The organism is Caulobacter sp. GW821-FHT05F04, assembly GCF_059419665.1.
The window spans coordinates 352,210-367,073 of record NZ_JBWKSF010000001.1; the positions used below are offsets into that span (position 1 = coordinate 352,210).

Below are 14,864 nucleotides of genomic sequence, written 5' to 3' on the forward strand. Positions count from 1 at the left end.
TACATGCCACGCGAGTTTACGGGCGCACCTATATTTCGGCCTGTTGGATGCGCGCATAAGCCTTATAAAGTAAGATGTTAGCTTCGTCTTGCACCGTCCGTTCACAGCGCCTGGACACGCGACGTCAAGCTTAGCGCGCGCTTAACGCGAACGCCTTGAAGCGAGGCGTCGGCCGCTTTTTGGCCCAAACTCCTAACGCCACCGATTCGGGTTCAGCCCAGCCCCGCCCCTAGCAGCTCGAAGCTGGCCATCAGGCCGTCGACGGCGGAACTGGCCAGCCAGACGTCGAACATCCCCGGCTCGGCGATCCAGTAGTCGTTGTCGCCGACGAACATCAGGTTCTCGCGCTTCAGCTCGAACCGCACCTCGCGTTCGCCCCCCGGCGCCAGGGAGACACGCTGGAAACCCTTCAGCTCGCGCACCGGCCGGGTGCGGCTGGCGACCCGGTCGCGGATGTAGAGCTGGACGACATGGTCGCCGTGCAGGTCGCCGCTATTCTTGACCTTGGCGGTCACGTGCAGCGTGTCGTTCCAGCCAAGCCGCTCCGTCGACAGCTTCATATCGGTGACGTCGAAGCGCGTGTAGCTGAGGCCGAAGCCGAACGGATAGAGCGCGTCGTTGCGGATCGAGCGCCAGCGCGCCTTGTACTCCTGGCCGTTCGGATCGGCCGGGGCCGGGCGGCCGGTGGTGCGGCCGTTGTAGAAGAACGGCTCCTGGCCGCTGTCGATCGGGAAGCTGACCGGCAGTCGGCCCGAGGGGTTCACCACGCCGAACAGCACGTCGGCCACGGCGTTGCCCATCTCGCTGCCCAGGAACCAAGTCGCCAGGATCGCCGGGGCGTCGCGGACCACGCCCTCCAGCTGGATCGCGCGGCCGTGCCGCAACAGGACGACGACCGGCTTTCCCGTCGCGGCGATCGCTTCGGCCAGGCGCTGCTGCACCGGCGGGATGCGGATATCCGTGCGCGACTTGGCCTCGCCGGTCATGTCCTGGCTCTCGCCGACGGCCAGCAGGACGATGTCGGCGGCCTGAGCCGCGGCCACCGCGCGCTCGAAGCCGCCGGCGATGGTGGTCTCGACCTCGCAGCCGCGCTCGACGATCAGGCTCGCCGGATCGGCCAGCTGGGCGCGCACGCCGGTGGCCAGATCGACGTTCAGGCGACGGTCCGCGAAGAAGCCGCCCCAGGCCCCCAGCACGTTGTCGCGGTCGTCGGCGAACGGACCGATCAAGGCCAGGCGCTTGCCGGCCTTGGGCAAGGGCAGGAGGGCCTGATCGTTCTTCAAGAGCACGATCGAGCGCGCGCCGGCCTCGCGGCTCAGGGCGCGCAAAGCGGGTGTGGCGGTGCGGGCCGCCTCGTCGCGCGGATCCAGCGAGCGGTAGGGGTTGTCGAAGAGGCCGATCGCCTCCTTCAGGGCCAGAACCCGGCGCACGGCCGCGTCGACCGTGGCCATCGGCACGGCGCCCGAGGCGACCAGCTCCGGCAGGTATCGATTGTAGAGGCCGCTCTGCATGCTCATGTCGACACCCGCCAGGATGGCCAGGCGCGCGGCGTCGCGGTCGTCGGCGGCATAGCCGTGGGCCACCAGCTCCTGGTCGGCCGTGTAGTCCGAGACCACCACGCCCTTGAAGCCCCACTCTCCGCGCAGGATGTCGGTCAGCAGCCTCTTGTTGGCGGTCGCCGGGACGCCGTTGACGTCGTTGAAGGCCGACATGGTAGTCTGGGCGCCGGCCGCGAAGGCGGCCTGGAACGGCGGCAGGTGCACCTCGCGCAGCGTGGCCTCGGAGACCTCGACCGAATTGTACTCCAGGCCCGCCATCACCGCGCCGTAGGCGGCGAAGTGCTTGGGCGTGGCCAGCATGCTGTCGTCGGCCTTGAGGTCCTTGCCCTGGAAGCCGCGCACGCGGGCGGCGGCCATCACCTCGCCCAGAAAGACGTCCTCGCCCGCCCCTTCGGCCACCCGGCCCCAGCGCTGATCCCGGGCGACGTCGACCATCGGCGCGAAGGTCCAGTGCAGGCCCGACGCGGTCGCCTCCAGAGCGGTGGCGCGAGCGGTGCGCTCGGCCAGGTGCGGGTCGAAGCTGGCGGTCTCGCCCAGGGGGATCGGAAACACGGTGCGGAAGCCGTGGATCACGTCGGCCGCGAACAGCAGCGGGATCTTCAGGCGCGAGTCCTCGATCGCGGCCTTCTGCGTGTCGCGCGCGGCCTGGGCGCCCACCCCGTTGAACAGCATCCCGATCCGGCCTGCCCTCACCTCGGCCAGCAGGATCTCGGCGTTGCGGATATTGACCAGCGGATTGATGTCGCCGATCGGCGGCCGGATCATGTCGGCGAAACAGGACAGCTGGCCGGCCTTCTCCTCGATCGTCATCTGGGCCAGCAGCCCTTCGATGCGATCCGAAGCCCGGGCGAAGGCGCGGGGGGCGGTGACGGCCAGCCCCATCAGGGCCGTGGCGCTGGACAGGAAGGCGCGCCGGCTCGGCCCCTGCGGGCCGCCGTTCGTCGTCTTCAAAGCCATGGAATCCCCCGGGGACGCTTTACGAGGCCGGCAAAATTGCCGCTAAAGCGTCCCGGCGCAACCGCGCTCGCCTATTCGGCGGGATGCAGGACCGTCTCGGCCGGAACGCGAGCGGTGTTGTAGGTCGCGAGATCCAGGATCCCTTCGCGTTTTGCCACGATGGTCGGGACCAGCACCTGGCCGGCGACGTTCACGGCCGTGCGGCCCATGTCCAGGATCGGGTCGATGGCCAGCAGCAGGCCCACGCCCTCGAGGGGCAGGCCCAGGGTCGACAGGGTCAGGGTCAGCATCACCGTCGCGCCGGTCAGGCCCGCCGTGGCGGCCGAGCCGATCACCGAGACGAAGACGATCAGGAAATAGTCCGACCAGGCCAGGTGCACGCCGAAGAACTGAGCCACGAAGATCGCCGAGATCGCCGGATAGATGGCCGCGCAGCCGTCCATCTTGGTGGTCGCGCCGAACGGCACGGCGAAGGCGGCGTAGGCGCGTGGCACGCCCAGGCTGGTCTCGGTCACGGCCTCGGTCACAGGCAGTGTGCCGACCGACGAGCGCGAGACGAAACCCAGCTGGATCGCCGGCCAGGCGCCCTGGAAGAACTTGATCGGGTTGAGGCCGTTCAGGGCCAGGATCGTCGGGTAGACGACCAGCAGCACCAAGGCCAGGCCGATATAGATCGCGCCGGTGAAGGCGCCGAGCTGGCCGAGCGTCGTCCAGCCGTACTGCGCCACGGCGTTGCCGAACAGGCCGACTGTGCCGATCGGCGTCAGGCGGATCACCCACCACAGCACCTTGCGCACGATCGCCAGGGCCGAGGCGTTGAACTTCAGAAAGGCCTCGCCCGCCTCGCCGACCTTCAGGGCCGCGATCCCGGCGACCAGGGAGATCACCACGATCTGCAGCACGTTGAACGACAGCGAGGTCGTCGCCACGCCCGCGTCGGAAACCTTGGTCGAGGCGGCCAGGCCCAGGATGTTGCCGGGAACCAGGCCGGTCAGGAAGTCCAGCCATGAGCCGTGGGTCTTGGGCGCCTTGGCGGCGGCGGCCGCGACGCTGGTGTGCAGGCCAGGCTGCAGGATCAAACCGAGGGCGATGCCGATCAGAACAGCGATCAGGGCGGTGACCGCGAACCAGAACAGGGTCCGCCAGACCAGGCGCGCGGCGTTCTGCAGCTGGGCGATGTTGGCGATCGAGGCGACGATGGCGGTGAACACCAGCGGCGGCACCAGGGTGCGCAGCAGCTGGACGAAGATCGAGCCGATCTGGTGCAAGGTCTCGGCCAGCGCATAGCCCGCCTGGCCTTCGCCCGGTCCCAGGTTGCGGGCCAGCAGGCCCAGCCCCAGGCCCAGGGCCATGGCGACCAGGACCTGGACTCCGAACCCGCTGATGAAACGGCTGCTCTTCGGCTGGGCGACGGCCATGCGCGATCCTCGACAAACTTGAGGACAGAATGTCGTGCCGCGCGGTGGGATTTACGAGCGAGGTTTTCCGGTGGTCGCCCCCAGGAAAACTGAAACGGAGCCTGTGCCTAAAGACGCGGCAGCCACAGTCCCATCATAGCGAGGAAGCCGCCCGCCGCCGTCGCCAGGGTGACCACCGCCATGCCGCCCGCCATGGCCAGCTTGGCCCCCGCCCCGCCCCGGTCCTGCGCCAGCAGGTAGAGCTCCAGGATCGCGACCGGGACCAGCACGTGACCAAAGGCCAGGGCGATGTCGAACGGTCCGTCGAACGCCTTGGTGTGCCCCACGGGTCCCTGGTTGGCGGCGAACCACAGCATCATGCCCAGACGGTAGAAGAACACGCCCAGCATCAGCACGAACGCCCGCAGGGCCCAGCGCCGATGGAGGTCGAACCGCCGCTTCCGCGCGAAACGCAACGCCTGCCCGGCGCAAAGCATCAGCAGCACCGCGTTCAGCGTGTTGCCGATCGCCATATAGATCCCGGCCACCGCGCCCCGGGTGAAGGCGATGAACAGGCCAGACAACGCGATGGCGAGGGCCACGGTGATGAACGCCCGCCCGTTCCAGCGGTGGAAACCCGGCGCCTTGGCCCGGATCGCGGGAACCAGCTGCAGCGAGCCGGCGAAGGTCACGAACACCGCCATCAGCAGGTGGACGCCCAGCGCCAGATTTCCGGCGGTGTCACCATGATTGTAGCCGTGCCCCGCCGGCAGCACCGCGTTCCAGCGCTCCCAGTCTCCGGTGACGGCGCCCACGCCGTAGAGCCCGACGATATAGACCCCGAACGCCCACAGCCCCATGATCAGGGCGATGAACCACGCGGTCGCCGAGACGCTCAGCGCCCGGTTAGCGATCTTCTCCATGTGTACCAACCCGCCAACGCATCGCTCGTTCGCAGGCTTAATGAGCGCGGCCCAGCCGAGCCATGACGCCAGGCGACACGAACTTGACCCTGGCGATCACCCTGCTACCGCTCGCGCCATGGCCATCCGTTCTGAAGCAAGCGTGGTTCAAGCGACGGTGTCGGGCGGGTTCTTCAGCGCCCTGCTGGCGTTCGCGGTATCGCTGGGCGCGGACCGCGCGGCGCTGCTGGATCGAACCGGCGTGGCCGAGACCGACTTCGCGGACCAGGACGCCCGCATCCCGCTGGAGCGCTACAAGGCGCTCTATCGCGCCGGCCAGGAGATGACCGGCGAGCCGGCCCTGGCCCTGAAGTTTCCGGAAGCCACCCGCTTCGAGCAGATCTCGATCGTCGGCCTGATCTGCCAGGCAGCCGACACCATGGGCGGGGCCCTGAAGCAGCTGAACCGCTTTTCGCGCCTGGTGGTCGAGGTCGACGGCGTCTCGGACGGGCCGCGCTTCCAGCTGACGCCACGCAACGGCGAACTCTGGCTGGAGGACCGCTGCGCGGAGGACTTCCCGGAGCTGATCGAGGCCGCCCTGGCCCGCTTCACGTGCGAGATGACCCGGCACTATCCGGACTTCACCTTCGCCCTGGCCGTCCACCTGACCCGTCCGCGTCCGGCCCACGCGGCCGAATACGAGCGGGTGCTACGCGCGCCGGTGACCTTCGGCGCGGCTTGGAACGCCCTGCGGATCGAGCCCTCGTGGCTGAACCTCGCGATCCACCGGCCCAACCGCTACGCCTTCGGCATGTTCAACGGCCACGCCGACGCGCTGCTGGCCAGCCTGGAAGAATCCAAGACCACGCGCGGCCGGGTCGAGGCCCTGCTGATCCCGCTGCTGCACACCGGTGAACTGGCCATGGACGCGGTCGCCGCGGCCCTGGGCCTGTCGCGCCAGACCCTCTATCGCCGCCTGAAGGCCGAAGGCGTCAGCTTCGACCAGGTGCTGGACGACCTGCGCCGGCGGATGGCCGAGACCTATCTGGAGAAGCTGTCTGTCAACGAGACCGCCTATCTGGTCGGTTTCTCCGAAACCAGCGCCTTCTCGCGCGCCTTCAAGCGCTGGACCGGGGCCAGCCCGCGCGGCCGCAAACCGGGCTGAGGCGCCAACATGTTCCGGCCCGGCCCCGAGGACAAAAAAATCCCCGGGAGAACGAGCCTCCCGGGGTGCGCTTGCAGGTCTTCGGCTATCGGAGGGCTCGCGGCGCGGCCTAGTGACCGCCAGCCACGCCCTCCTGGATCTCGTGGGTCGGGGCCTTCTTGGCGACCAGCGCGAACCACAGGACATAGACGTAGCAGGCCAACGGGGCGATGAAGCCCATCGAGATCGAACCGGTCAGCTCCTCGATCTTGGCGAAGGCCAGCGGCAGGAAGGCGCCGCCAACGATGGCCATGCACAGCAGGCCCGAGGTCGCCGAGGTCGGCGCCGAGGACCGTTGCAGGGTCAGGGTGAAGATCGTCGGGAACATGATCGAGTTGAACAGACCGATCAGCAGGGCCGCGAAGGCGGGGATCAGGCCGCTGGTCAGCGGGGCCGAGGCCAGTAACAGGTTGACCGTACCGGTGTGAGCCGTGGGGGTCATGTCCTTGGTCAGGATGACGACCAGGCACAGCGCGATGGCGCCGACGGCCACGGCGGTCAGCAGGGCGTAGTCCTTGATCGTCTTCAGCATGGCCGAGCCGGCGAAGCGGCCGATCATGGCGAACACCATGTAGAAGGTCGTCAGCTTGCCGGCCTGCTCGGACGGAATGTCCAGAATGCGCGACTGCTCCAGGAACAGCAGCAGGTGAAGCGAGATCGCCACCTCGGCGCCGACATAGAGGAAGATGCCGATCGCGCCCAGGTTCGCCCACTTCGAGGTCAGGGCGGTGAACGGATTGACCAGTTGGCCGGTCTTCGGCGCGGCGTCGGTGATCTTCTGGCGGACCAGGAAAATCAGCAGGATGAACAGGGCAAGGCCCACGCCGATGGCGAGATAGACGTTCGAGACGAAGCCCAGGGCCTGCTCGCGCATGGCCTGGGTGATCACCACGCCCTTGGTGAAGATCTCGCCCTTGAGCAGGAAGTTGGCGCCGAACCACAGGCCGCAGGCCGCGCCCAGCGAGTTGAACGCTTGCGACAGGTTCAGACGGAACGAGGACTCTTCGGGCTTGCCCATCGACGCGATCAGCGGGTTGGCCGCGACTTGCAGCAGGGTCACGCCCGAGGCCATCACGAACAGGCCGACCAGAAAGACGCCGAAGGTGTGCAGCTTGGCCGCCGCGATGGCGATGAAACAGCCGGCGACGATGCCGCCCAGGCCGACCATGACCGACTTGGCGTAGCCAAGCTTGGACAAGAACGCGGCCGACGGCAGCGACATGATCCCGTAGGCGATAAAGAAAGCGAAGCCCGTCAGGCTGGCCTCGACGGGGCTCAGCGTGAAGACCGTCTTGAAGGTCTTCAGCAGCGGGTCCAGCAGGTTGGTGACCAGCGCCCAGATGAAGAACAGGCAGGTTACATAGACGACGGCGAGCTTCACGCCGTTGCCTTTCGTCGTGGTCTTCGCGATCGCGGCGTCGGTCATCGGACGGCGCCCTCGAGGCTGTATTTCACCGCAATCACTGCACCACTCCCTAGGGACGTTATTCGTGGAATCCGTCTTTGCGCGGACGCGCCATTCACAGGAAGCGTGACAACGTTGTCAACCTCACGCGCGCTTTTTCGGCGCCTGATAGCGCTACCACGGGAACCGCTCGTCCCTCCCGTCGCTTGATCCTGAGAACCGGGAGTTTCTCATGTCGGCGCTGATGGTTCTTCTGATGTCCAGCCTCTTCGTGCTGGCGGCGATGGTCGGCCTGGCCGACGCGCTGGTGCACTTCCTGGGCTGGAGCATCGAGCGCCTCAAGGCGCCGCGCGAGCCCGCCGAGACTCAGTCGCCGCCGCAGGGAATCACGGCGTAGCGGCTGGCCTTCAGAGCGCGGAGCGCGCCCTGATCGACTTGTTCGCGGATGAACGGCGCCTTGGGCGTCCAGTCTCGCGCCGCCAATTCGGCGGCCAACGGCGGGGCGTCGTCCCAGCGTGGCCAGAGGATCCAGGCCGGCGCGTCCGGCGCCGCGCAGAAAGCCCGGACCTGCGCCAGACTCGGTGGCGGCAGGCGACGTTCCGGCGCCGTCAGCGGCCGAATGAAGTCCTCGCTCGCCAGTCCCAGGTTGGTCAGGCGCTCGGCGCGGTCGCGGATCTCGAGGGCCATCGATCGCGAGAACACCACGCCGGCGCCCTGCACCCGAGCGGACCAACTGGGTCGACCCAGCAGCAACCAAGGCTCCATGTCGCCGACCAGCCACAGCACCGGCCCGGGCCGAGAGGCGGTCATGGCGACCAGCCCCGGATCCTTCCCCCGGTCACGCGCGCGGATGTAGTCGGAACGATCGTCCCACAGGAGGATCGCCAGCACACAGACCGCACCCGCCCCCACGATGCGCGCCATGACCGGCGGCGTCGGTCGGCCGAGGGCCAACCAGACGCCGATCGCCACCGCGATCGCCAAGGCGGGCAGATCGCTGAACCAGACGATGCTTTCGCTATAGCGCCCCGCTCGCGTCAGTTTGTCCGCCAGGCCCTCGCCGGCCAATCCAGCATAGCCGATCACCGCCACGGCCAGCAGGCCGAGCGCCAAGCCCATGCAAAGTCTCGGACGCGTAAAGCGCAGCTTGCCGCCCACGGCGACAAGCAGCAGGCCCGTCGGCGCCGCGAGCAGGCCGAGCGCGCCGACATCGCGGAACAGCCAGGCCACGCCGATCAGGGACATGCCGAGCAGCCCCGCCGCTCCGCGTCGGGGCAGTTCGGCGACCAGCAGCGCCAGGCAGGCCAGAGCCAGCACGGCGACGGGTTGCAGGGTGCGCCAGCTCTGGATCTGCAGAAACAGGATCAGCGACAGACGTTCGCCGAGGATGGCGGCGACGCCGACTCCGACGAGACCGGCGATCAAGGCGCCCAGGACCAGGCGGCGCGGCGCGCCCTGGAGCAGAAAGCCCGCCGCCGCGACGGTGCAGGCCTGCACGGCCAGACGGCTCCAGGCTTCCACCGGCCAGAGCGAGGGGAACAGAATGGGGCTGCGGGTCTCGACCACCGCCCGCCAGGCCGGGTCCATGACGGTCACCAGACGGTCGGCGACGGGCAGGTGCGCCAGGCCCGCCACGGCGACGACGGCGACTCCCGTCAGACCCGCCCATAGCCAACGGCGGTCCTCCAAGCAGAGGGCGGCGCCGATCGCGGCGGCCGAGCACAGGCCCATGATCGGGTGAAACAGCATGCCGACGATGCAGAGGCCAAGGCCCAGCCAAGGTCGTCCGGACAGATAGGCGGCCATGCCGGCCAGGCCCGCCGCCTCGACCAGGCCGCGCGGCGTGGCGTAGGGCTCGCCGAAGCCGATGACGTTCAGTGGCCCGTAGAGAGACGGCAACGAGACCACGAAGACCAACGCCGCCCAGCGCAGCGCCGGCGACCGATCCGCCAGGAGCCGCTCGACCATCAAGACCGCCGCCGTGAACCACAGCGCCAGCGTCAGGGCCACGATCGCCATCGTCGCGGCGGACGGACCCAGCAGTGCGATCAATCGCGCCAGCATCGGCGTGTAGAGGCTGAAGCCGAACTGCCCGTCATGGACGAACATCAGGTCGCGCCCAACCCCGCCCGGGTCCAGCTTGGCCAGGGCGTCGGCCACATAGAGGCGACCGTCGTGATAGATGCCGAGATAGGGACGGCTCAGCAGGAACAGGCCAAACGCGACCAGCCACCCAAGCCAGCGGCTATCGGCGAACTTATCGAGGCGGCTCACGACTGGACGGGGTCGGCGTCCCCGGGGCTTCTGGGGGCTTTGAACAGCAGCGCCCGGCGGACGGTGAAGTTGAACATGAAGACGATCGCGGCGGTCGGGATCTTGGCCACGCCCGGATGCAGGCGCAGGACCTCGACCCAAAGCGCCATCAGGCCCTGCGTCAATATGAGGCCGGCCAGGCCCACGCCGACGAAGCCGACGAACTCGCGCCAGCGGTCGGCGACCGGGCGATAGCGGAACACCATCGAAACCGACAGCAGATAGGTCACCGCGATACCGCTCACGAAACCCATCGCCGAGGCCAGCAGATAGTTCACGCCCAGCGTCGTCAGCGCCAGCAGCAGACCCCAGTCTAGCCCCAGGGCCAGGGCGCTGGCGAAGCCATAGAGCATCAGCTCGCGCAGCTCCTCGGGGAGACGCCGCCAGAGCCGCGGAGCCAGGGCCATGATCAGGCCGCGACCTTGGCCGGAACCAGGCGCTCGCTGCGCAGGGCCTCGCGGGCGCCGGAGACGCCGGCCTCGCCGTATTCGGCGTCCTCGTTGACCTCCCACACGTCGTGCAGAGTCTCGCCGGCGATGATGTTCTCGGCCGTCAGCAGGCCGGTCATCATGGCGTGGTCCTGGTTGTTGTACTTGTGCATGCCGTTGCGGCCCACGAGGTGCAGGCCCGGGAAGTGCATCTTCAGGTCCAGCCGGATCATCTTGATGTGCTCGGCATAGGCGTCGTCATAGACCGGGTAGGCCTTGTGCTGGCGCACCACGCAGGCGTCGTAGACGTCCGCCGGGTCCATCAGGCCGATCTTGGCGATCTCGCGCTTGGCCTGGATGACGAGATCCTCGTCCGAGGTGGTCCAGAGGCCGTCGCCCTCGAAGCAGAAGTATTCCAGGCCCAGGCACGTCGAAACGCCGTCCGGGATCATTTCCGGCGACCACGAGCGGAAGTTCTGCACGCGGCCGACCTTCACCGACGGATCGTGGATATAGATCCAGTTGTCCGGCAGCTCCTTCTGCGGCTTGCCGATCAGCACCACGGTCAGGAAGTCGCGGTACATCAGTTCGCCGGCGTGGAAGACGCTGATCGGGGTCGGGCTGACCGACTGCATCAGCTCGCGGATCGGGGCGGACGAGACGACGTCGTCGGCCGTGTAGATTTCCTTCTTGCCGTCGGCGCAGGAGACGCTGACGGTCCAGATCTTGGCCAGCTTGTCGTAGTGCAGGCCGTCGACCTTGCGGCCCATGCGGACCTGCCCGCCCAGGGCGGTGATCTTCTCGGCGCAGGCGTCCCACATCATGCCGGGACCCTTGCGGGGATAGCGGAAGCTCTCGATCAGGGTCTTGGGCGCCCCCTCGCCCGCCCTGGCCTTGACGCCCAGCGAGCGCTTGACGCCGTTGATGATCGCCGAGGCCAGGTCCAGGCCCTTGATGCGCTGGCTGGCCCAGTCGGCCGAGATCTCGTCGCAGCTCATGCCCCACACCTTCTCGGTGTAGGTCTTGAAGAAGATCGAGAACAGCTTCTCGCCGAACTGGTTGCGGACCCACTGGTGGAAGGTCGTCGGGTTGGCGATTGGTTTGACCTTGGCCCAGCCGAACGAGGCCATGCACTTGGTCGCCGTCAAGACGCCCAGGTTCGCGAGCGCCTCGAAGGCCTTCAGCGGATAGGCGTAGAACTTCTCGCGGTAGTAGATGCGCGACAGGCGCGGCCGGTCGATGAAATCGTCGGGCAGGATCTCGTTCCAGAGGTCGACGATCTCCTTGCTCTTCGAAAAGAAGCGGTGGCCGCCGATGTCGAACTTGAAGCCCTTGTAGTCGACCGTCCGGCTGATGCCGCCGACATAGGTCGGATCCATCTCCAGCACGGTCACGGCGCGGCCGGCCTTGGCCAGAGTGTAGGCGGTCGTCAGGCCGGCCGGGCCAGCGCCGATCACCAGGGTCTCCACGTGCTGGCCCATGCGGCCGCCTCCTATCCCGTTTCGAGACAAGATGCAGGCGGATGGTTAAGGCGGGGTCGCGAGGCTTGGTGAATCCCGATTAATCGTGAATCCAGGACGATCGGTCGCGGACGCCGCAATCGGGGGTGACATGTGGAAGAGGTGGCGCTACGGTCGCGGTGATGACCCTCGCCGCCAGCCAACAGCTGTTTTGGTATTTTAGCTATCCGACGCCTCTGGCGCCGGGAGGGTTTCGTTCGGCCTGACATCAGGCCACCAAGGACACCTTCACCAGCCGCCAGGGGTTCCCCGGGCGGCTTTTTTCATGGCCGCCGGACCTCGCGGAATTTCCCCCAAGATCTTTCGGAGTACGCCATGCCTTCCACCGTCCATCTCGTCTCGCTGCCCGTCCCCACCGACGACCTGCGCATCGAAAAGCTTCAGACGCTCAGCCCGCCCGCCCAGGTGATCGGCGAGGCGCCGGCCAGTTCGTCGGTCGCGGAGGTCGTCGGCGAGGCTCGCGCGGCGGTCCACGAGATCCTGCACGGCCGCGACGACCGCCTGGTGGTGGTGATCGGCCCCTGCTCGATCCACGATCCCAAGGCCGCCCTCGACTACGCCCATCGCCTGGCCGCCGAGCGCGAGCGCCACGCCGGCGAGCTGGAAGTGATCATGCGGGTCTATTTCGAGAAGCCCCGCACCACGGTCGGCTGGAAGGGCCTGATCAACGATCCGGACCTGGACGGCGGCTTCCGGATCAACGAGGGCCTGCGCCTGGCGCGCCGGGTGCTGCTGGACGTCAGCGCCCAGGGCCTGCCGACGGCCTGCGAGTTCCTGGACGTGACCACGCCCCAGTACATCGCCGACCTGGTGGCCTGGGGCGCGATCGGCGCGCGCACCACCGAGAGCCAGATCCACCGCGAGATGGCCTCGGGCCTCTCCTGCCCGGTCGGCTTCAAGAACGGCACCAACGGCGACGTGAAGGTCGCGGTCGACGCGGTCACCGCCGCCTCGCAACCGCACCACTTCCTGGCCGTGACCAAGGAAGGCCGCGCCGCCATCGCGACCACCACCGGCAATACCGACTGCCACGTCGTGCTGCGCGGCGGCAAGACGCCCAACTACGACGCCGCCAGCGTGGCCGCCGCCGCGCAAGCCGTGGCCAAGGCGGGCATGCCGGCCCGGATCATGGTCGACGTCAGCCACGCCAACAGCGGCAAGAACCACGAGAACCAGCCGGCCGTGGTCGCCGACGTCTGCGCTCAGGTGGCGACCGGAACTTCGCCGATCATGGGGGTGATGATCGAGAGCAACCTCGTCGCGGGCCGCCAGGACATCGTCCCCGGCCAGCCCCTGACCTACGGCCAGTCGGTCACCGACGCTTGCGTCGACTGGGACACCTCGGTGCGCCTGCTCGACCAGTTGGCGGCGGCGGTTCGGGCCGGTCGCGAGGCGCGCAAGGCCTAAAGACCCAAAGCGCGAATGGCGGGATTGAGTCGACATCCCGCCGTTCGCGCATCCTTCTGCCGACGAGACGCGTTGTGAAGCCCGAGGGACCTTCACCAAGGCGAAGATCACATGACGCGTCTCATTATCATCGGCCTGGCCATCGGCGCCATCGCCCTTCCCGCGACGCTGGCGCCCACGGACGCCGACGCCGCCACCTGCCGCAGCCGCAAGGCCACCGGAACCGTCATCGGCGGCCTGGGCGGCGCCCTGGTCGGCAACGCCATCTCGAAGGGCGGCGGCGGTCTGCTGATCGGCGGCGTCGGCGGCGCCCTGGTCGGCCGCGAAATCGGCAAGAGCGGCTGCCGCACCCGCACGGCCTATTACAGCTCCGGCTCCAGCTATCGCGCCGCCTCGGCGGCGCCAGCGCGGCCCGCGCCCGTCCGTCAGGTCTATTACGACCACATGGGCAACCCGGTCGCGACCGGCGAAGTCCGCGACGGGACCTTCCAGCAGGTCTCGGCCACCGCGCCGACCGGCGGGACGTGCCGCAACGCGACGATCTCCTACTACGACGAGCGCGGCCGCCTGGCCCAGCGCCCGGTCCAGATCTGCCCCCGCTAGAAACACACGGAAATCAAAAAGATGATCCGCAAGCCCGTGATGGCCGCCGTGGCCCTCGCCACCCTCGCCCTGGCCGCCTGCGAAAACGGGCATGAGGCCATGTCCAACCCGAAGATCTGCGCCGACTTCCGAAACAACGCCGGTCCCGGCGCCACGGCGGCCTCGGACCCGTCGACGCCGGTCGACGAGTGCGCCCGCCGCTGGGCCTACAGCCTGGCCGGCTCCAGGGACGGCGCCGAGATCATTGCCGAAGCGGTCGTGGCCGCCTGCGCCCCGGTGCTCAGCCGCTGGAACCAGGCCTCGCTGGGCCAGACCGGCAATACTGGCGAGCAGGCCCTGAGCCTGACCACCGGCCAGCCCACCAACCCGCTGGCCGAGCACAGCAGCTTCGCCCAGGGTCGCGCGCTGTTCTACGTGGTCCAGGCCCGCGCCGGCCGCTGCAAGCCGCCGCCGGTCACCAACGGGGCGCCCGCGGGTCTCTAAGCCCGCGACGCGCGCTCCCACTCCAGGAACTCCGGCGTCGCCAGCAGGCGCTCGGCGTAGGCTTGCGCCGTTCCGGTGTCGCCGTAGTCCGCGGGCTTGATCCCGTAGGTGCGGAAGCGCGTCGCCACCGGCGCGTAGAAGGCGTCGGCGATCGACCAGTCGCCCAGCAGGAACGGCCCGCCGGACTTCGCCAGCAGCTGGTTCCAGCGCTCCACGATCGTCCGGACGTTTTTCCCGACGGCCTCGGAGACCTCGATCGGCGCGCGGGTCTCCAGCGCCATTGGACATTCGCTCCGCAGCGCCTGGAAACCGCCGTGCATCTCGGCCGCCGACGAACGGCCCAGCGCCCGCAGGATCGGATCTTCCGGCCACAGCTTGGCCTCGGGATAGGTCTCGGCCAGGTATTCGCAGATGGCCAGCGAGTCCCAGATCGTCAGGTCGCCGACCTTCAGCACCGGCACCTGCCGGCTGGGCGAGTGCGCCGCGATGGCCGCATCGCTGGCCGCGCCCTGACGCAGCGGGATCTCGATCTCCCGGAACGGCGCGCCGGTGCGCTTGAGCGCCAGCCACGGCCGCAACGACCAGCTGGACCACTTCTTGGTGCCGATCACGAGTTCCATGGCGCGCGCTCCCTGATGCGATTGCCGCCCGGCTTACCCTGCGTCTAAGGTGGCCTCAACGATTAG

14 protein-coding genes are annotated in these 14,864 nt (G+C 68.4%); 6 read left to right on the top strand and 8 right to left on the bottom strand.

Annotated features, from left to right (window positions below):
- Positions 1-212: 212 nt before the first annotated feature.
- The 3 genes from AC07R7_RS01755 to AC07R7_RS01765 all read right to left on the bottom strand — a co-directional run bounded on the left by AC07R7_RS01755 (position 213) and on the right by AC07R7_RS01765 (position 4,836).
- Positions 213-2,516: a glycoside hydrolase family 3 N-terminal domain-containing protein gene (locus AC07R7_RS01755; RefSeq protein ID WP_492883381.1), complete on the bottom strand. Its 2,304-nt coding sequence runs from the start codon at positions 2,514-2,516 to the stop codon at positions 213-215.
- 71 nt (positions 2,517-2,587) lie between these two features.
- Positions 2,588-3,934, bottom strand: coding sequence for a dicarboxylate/amino acid:cation symporter (locus tag AC07R7_RS01760; RefSeq protein ID WP_494633863.1), 1,347 nt, complete (start codon positions 3,932-3,934; stop codon positions 2,588-2,590).
- Positions 3,935-4,041: 107 nt separating this feature from the next.
- The gene (locus AC07R7_RS01765; RefSeq protein WP_494633865.1) at positions 4,042-4,836 is read right to left on the bottom strand and encodes a DUF2306 domain-containing protein; all 795 of its coding nucleotides are present in this window, start codon (positions 4,834-4,836) and stop codon (positions 4,042-4,044) included.
- A gap of 142 nt (positions 4,837-4,978) precedes the next feature.
- Between AC07R7_RS01765 and AC07R7_RS01770 the strand changes: the two genes are divergently transcribed.
- On the top strand, positions 4,979-5,980 hold the full coding sequence (locus AC07R7_RS01770) for an AraC family transcriptional regulator (protein ID WP_494633867.1): 1,002 nt from the start codon (positions 4,979-4,981) through the stop codon (positions 5,978-5,980).
- 109 nt (positions 5,981-6,089) lie between these two features.
- On the opposite strand, the gene AC07R7_RS01775 is transcribed toward AC07R7_RS01770, so the two are convergent.
- The gene (locus AC07R7_RS01775) at positions 6,090-7,445 is read right to left on the bottom strand and encodes a sugar MFS transporter (protein ID WP_494633868.1); all 1,356 of its coding nucleotides are present in this window, start codon (positions 7,443-7,445) and stop codon (positions 6,090-6,092) included.
- A 211-nt stretch (positions 7,446-7,656) separates the two neighbouring features.
- Between AC07R7_RS01775 and AC07R7_RS01780 the strand changes: the two genes are divergently transcribed.
- Complete coding sequence (locus tag AC07R7_RS01780) at positions 7,657-7,821, top strand: hypothetical protein (protein ID WP_492883371.1); 165 nt, start codon at positions 7,657-7,659, stop codon at positions 7,819-7,821.
- Here the strand turns inward: AC07R7_RS01780 and AC07R7_RS01785 are convergent.
- The 3 genes from AC07R7_RS01785 to AC07R7_RS01795 are packed head-to-tail and all read right to left on the bottom strand — an operon-like array spanning position 7,791 to position 11,646.
- Entirely contained in the window at positions 7,791-9,698 is a 1,908-nt protein-coding gene (locus AC07R7_RS01785) for a hypothetical protein (protein ID WP_494633869.1), read from the bottom strand. The genes AC07R7_RS01780 and AC07R7_RS01785 overlap by 31 nt on opposite strands.
- Complete coding sequence (locus AC07R7_RS01790; RefSeq protein ID WP_494633870.1) at positions 9,695-10,144, bottom strand: GtrA family protein; 450 nt, start codon at positions 10,142-10,144, stop codon at positions 9,695-9,697. The genes AC07R7_RS01785 and AC07R7_RS01790 overlap by 4 nt, the downstream gene beginning before the upstream one ends.
- A gap of 2 nt (positions 10,145-10,146) precedes the next feature.
- Positions 10,147-11,646, bottom strand: a complete 1,500-nt coding sequence (locus tag AC07R7_RS01795; protein ID WP_494633871.1) for an NAD(P)/FAD-dependent oxidoreductase — start codon at positions 11,644-11,646, stop codon at positions 10,147-10,149.
- A gap of 161 nt (positions 11,647-11,807) precedes the next feature.
- Here AC07R7_RS01795 and AC07R7_RS01800 point away from each other — a divergent pair, with 161 nt between their 5' ends.
- The 4 genes from AC07R7_RS01800 (at position 11,808) to AC07R7_RS01815 (ending at position 14,178) form a co-directional block, all read left to right on the top strand.
- Positions 11,808-11,891 (top strand): hypothetical protein, encoded by an 84-nt coding sequence (locus AC07R7_RS01800; protein ID WP_125156646.1) that lies wholly within the window; start codon positions 11,808-11,810, stop codon positions 11,889-11,891.
- Between the two features lie 109 nt (positions 11,892-12,000).
- Positions 12,001-13,092 (top strand): 3-deoxy-7-phosphoheptulonate synthase, encoded by a 1,092-nt coding sequence (locus AC07R7_RS01805; protein ID WP_494633872.1) that lies wholly within the window; start codon positions 12,001-12,003, stop codon positions 13,090-13,092.
- Positions 13,093-13,203: 111 nt separating this feature from the next.
- Positions 13,204-13,695, top strand: coding sequence for a hypothetical protein (locus AC07R7_RS01810; RefSeq protein WP_494633874.1), 492 nt, complete (start codon positions 13,204-13,206; stop codon positions 13,693-13,695).
- Positions 13,696-13,716: 21 nt separating this feature from the next.
- The gene (locus AC07R7_RS01815) at positions 13,717-14,178 is read left to right on the top strand and encodes a hypothetical protein (RefSeq protein WP_494633876.1); all 462 of its coding nucleotides are present in this window, start codon (positions 13,717-13,719) and stop codon (positions 14,176-14,178) included.
- On the opposite strand, the gene AC07R7_RS01820 is transcribed toward AC07R7_RS01815, so the two are convergent.
- Positions 14,175-14,798, bottom strand: coding sequence for a glutathione S-transferase family protein (locus AC07R7_RS01820; RefSeq protein ID WP_494633878.1), 624 nt, complete (start codon positions 14,796-14,798; stop codon positions 14,175-14,177). The two genes, AC07R7_RS01815 and AC07R7_RS01820, sit on opposite strands and share 4 nt — an antisense overlap.
- Positions 14,799-14,864 lie beyond the last annotated feature (66 nt).

Coding starts and splice junctions, on each gene's coding strand:
- AC07R7_RS01755 (WP_492883381.1), bottom strand. CDS start 2,516: ATGGCTTTGAAGACGACGAACGGCGGCCCGCAGGGGCCGAGCCGGCGC.
- AC07R7_RS01760 (WP_494633863.1), bottom strand. CDS start 3,934: ATGGCCGTCGCCCAGCCGAAGAGCAGCCGTTTCATCAGCGGGTTCGGA.
- AC07R7_RS01765 (WP_494633865.1), bottom strand. CDS start 4,836: ATGGAGAAGATCGCTAACCGGGCGCTGAGCGTCTCGGCGACCGCGTGG.
- AC07R7_RS01775 (WP_494633868.1), bottom strand. CDS start 7,445: ATGACCGACGCCGCGATCGCGAAGACCACGACGAAAGGCAACGGCGTG.
- AC07R7_RS01780 (WP_492883371.1), top strand. CDS start 7,657: ATGTCGGCGCTGATGGTTCTTCTGATGTCCAGCCTCTTCGTGCTGGCG.
- AC07R7_RS01790 (WP_494633870.1), bottom strand. CDS start 10,144: ATGGCCCTGGCTCCGCGGCTCTGGCGGCGTCTCCCCGAGGAGCTGCGC.
- AC07R7_RS01795 (WP_494633871.1), bottom strand. CDS start 11,646: ATGGGCCAGCACGTGGAGACCCTGGTGATCGGCGCTGGCCCGGCCGGC.
- AC07R7_RS01800 (WP_125156646.1), top strand. CDS start 11,808: ATGACCCTCGCCGCCAGCCAACAGCTGTTTTGGTATTTTAGCTATCCG.
- AC07R7_RS01805 (WP_494633872.1), top strand. CDS start 12,001: ATGCCTTCCACCGTCCATCTCGTCTCGCTGCCCGTCCCCACCGACGAC.
- AC07R7_RS01810 (WP_494633874.1), top strand. CDS start 13,204: ATGACGCGTCTCATTATCATCGGCCTGGCCATCGGCGCCATCGCCCTT.
- AC07R7_RS01815 (WP_494633876.1), top strand. CDS start 13,717: ATGATCCGCAAGCCCGTGATGGCCGCCGTGGCCCTCGCCACCCTCGCC.
- AC07R7_RS01820 (WP_494633878.1), bottom strand. CDS start 14,798: ATGGAACTCGTGATCGGCACCAAGAAGTGGTCCAGCTGGTCGTTGCGG.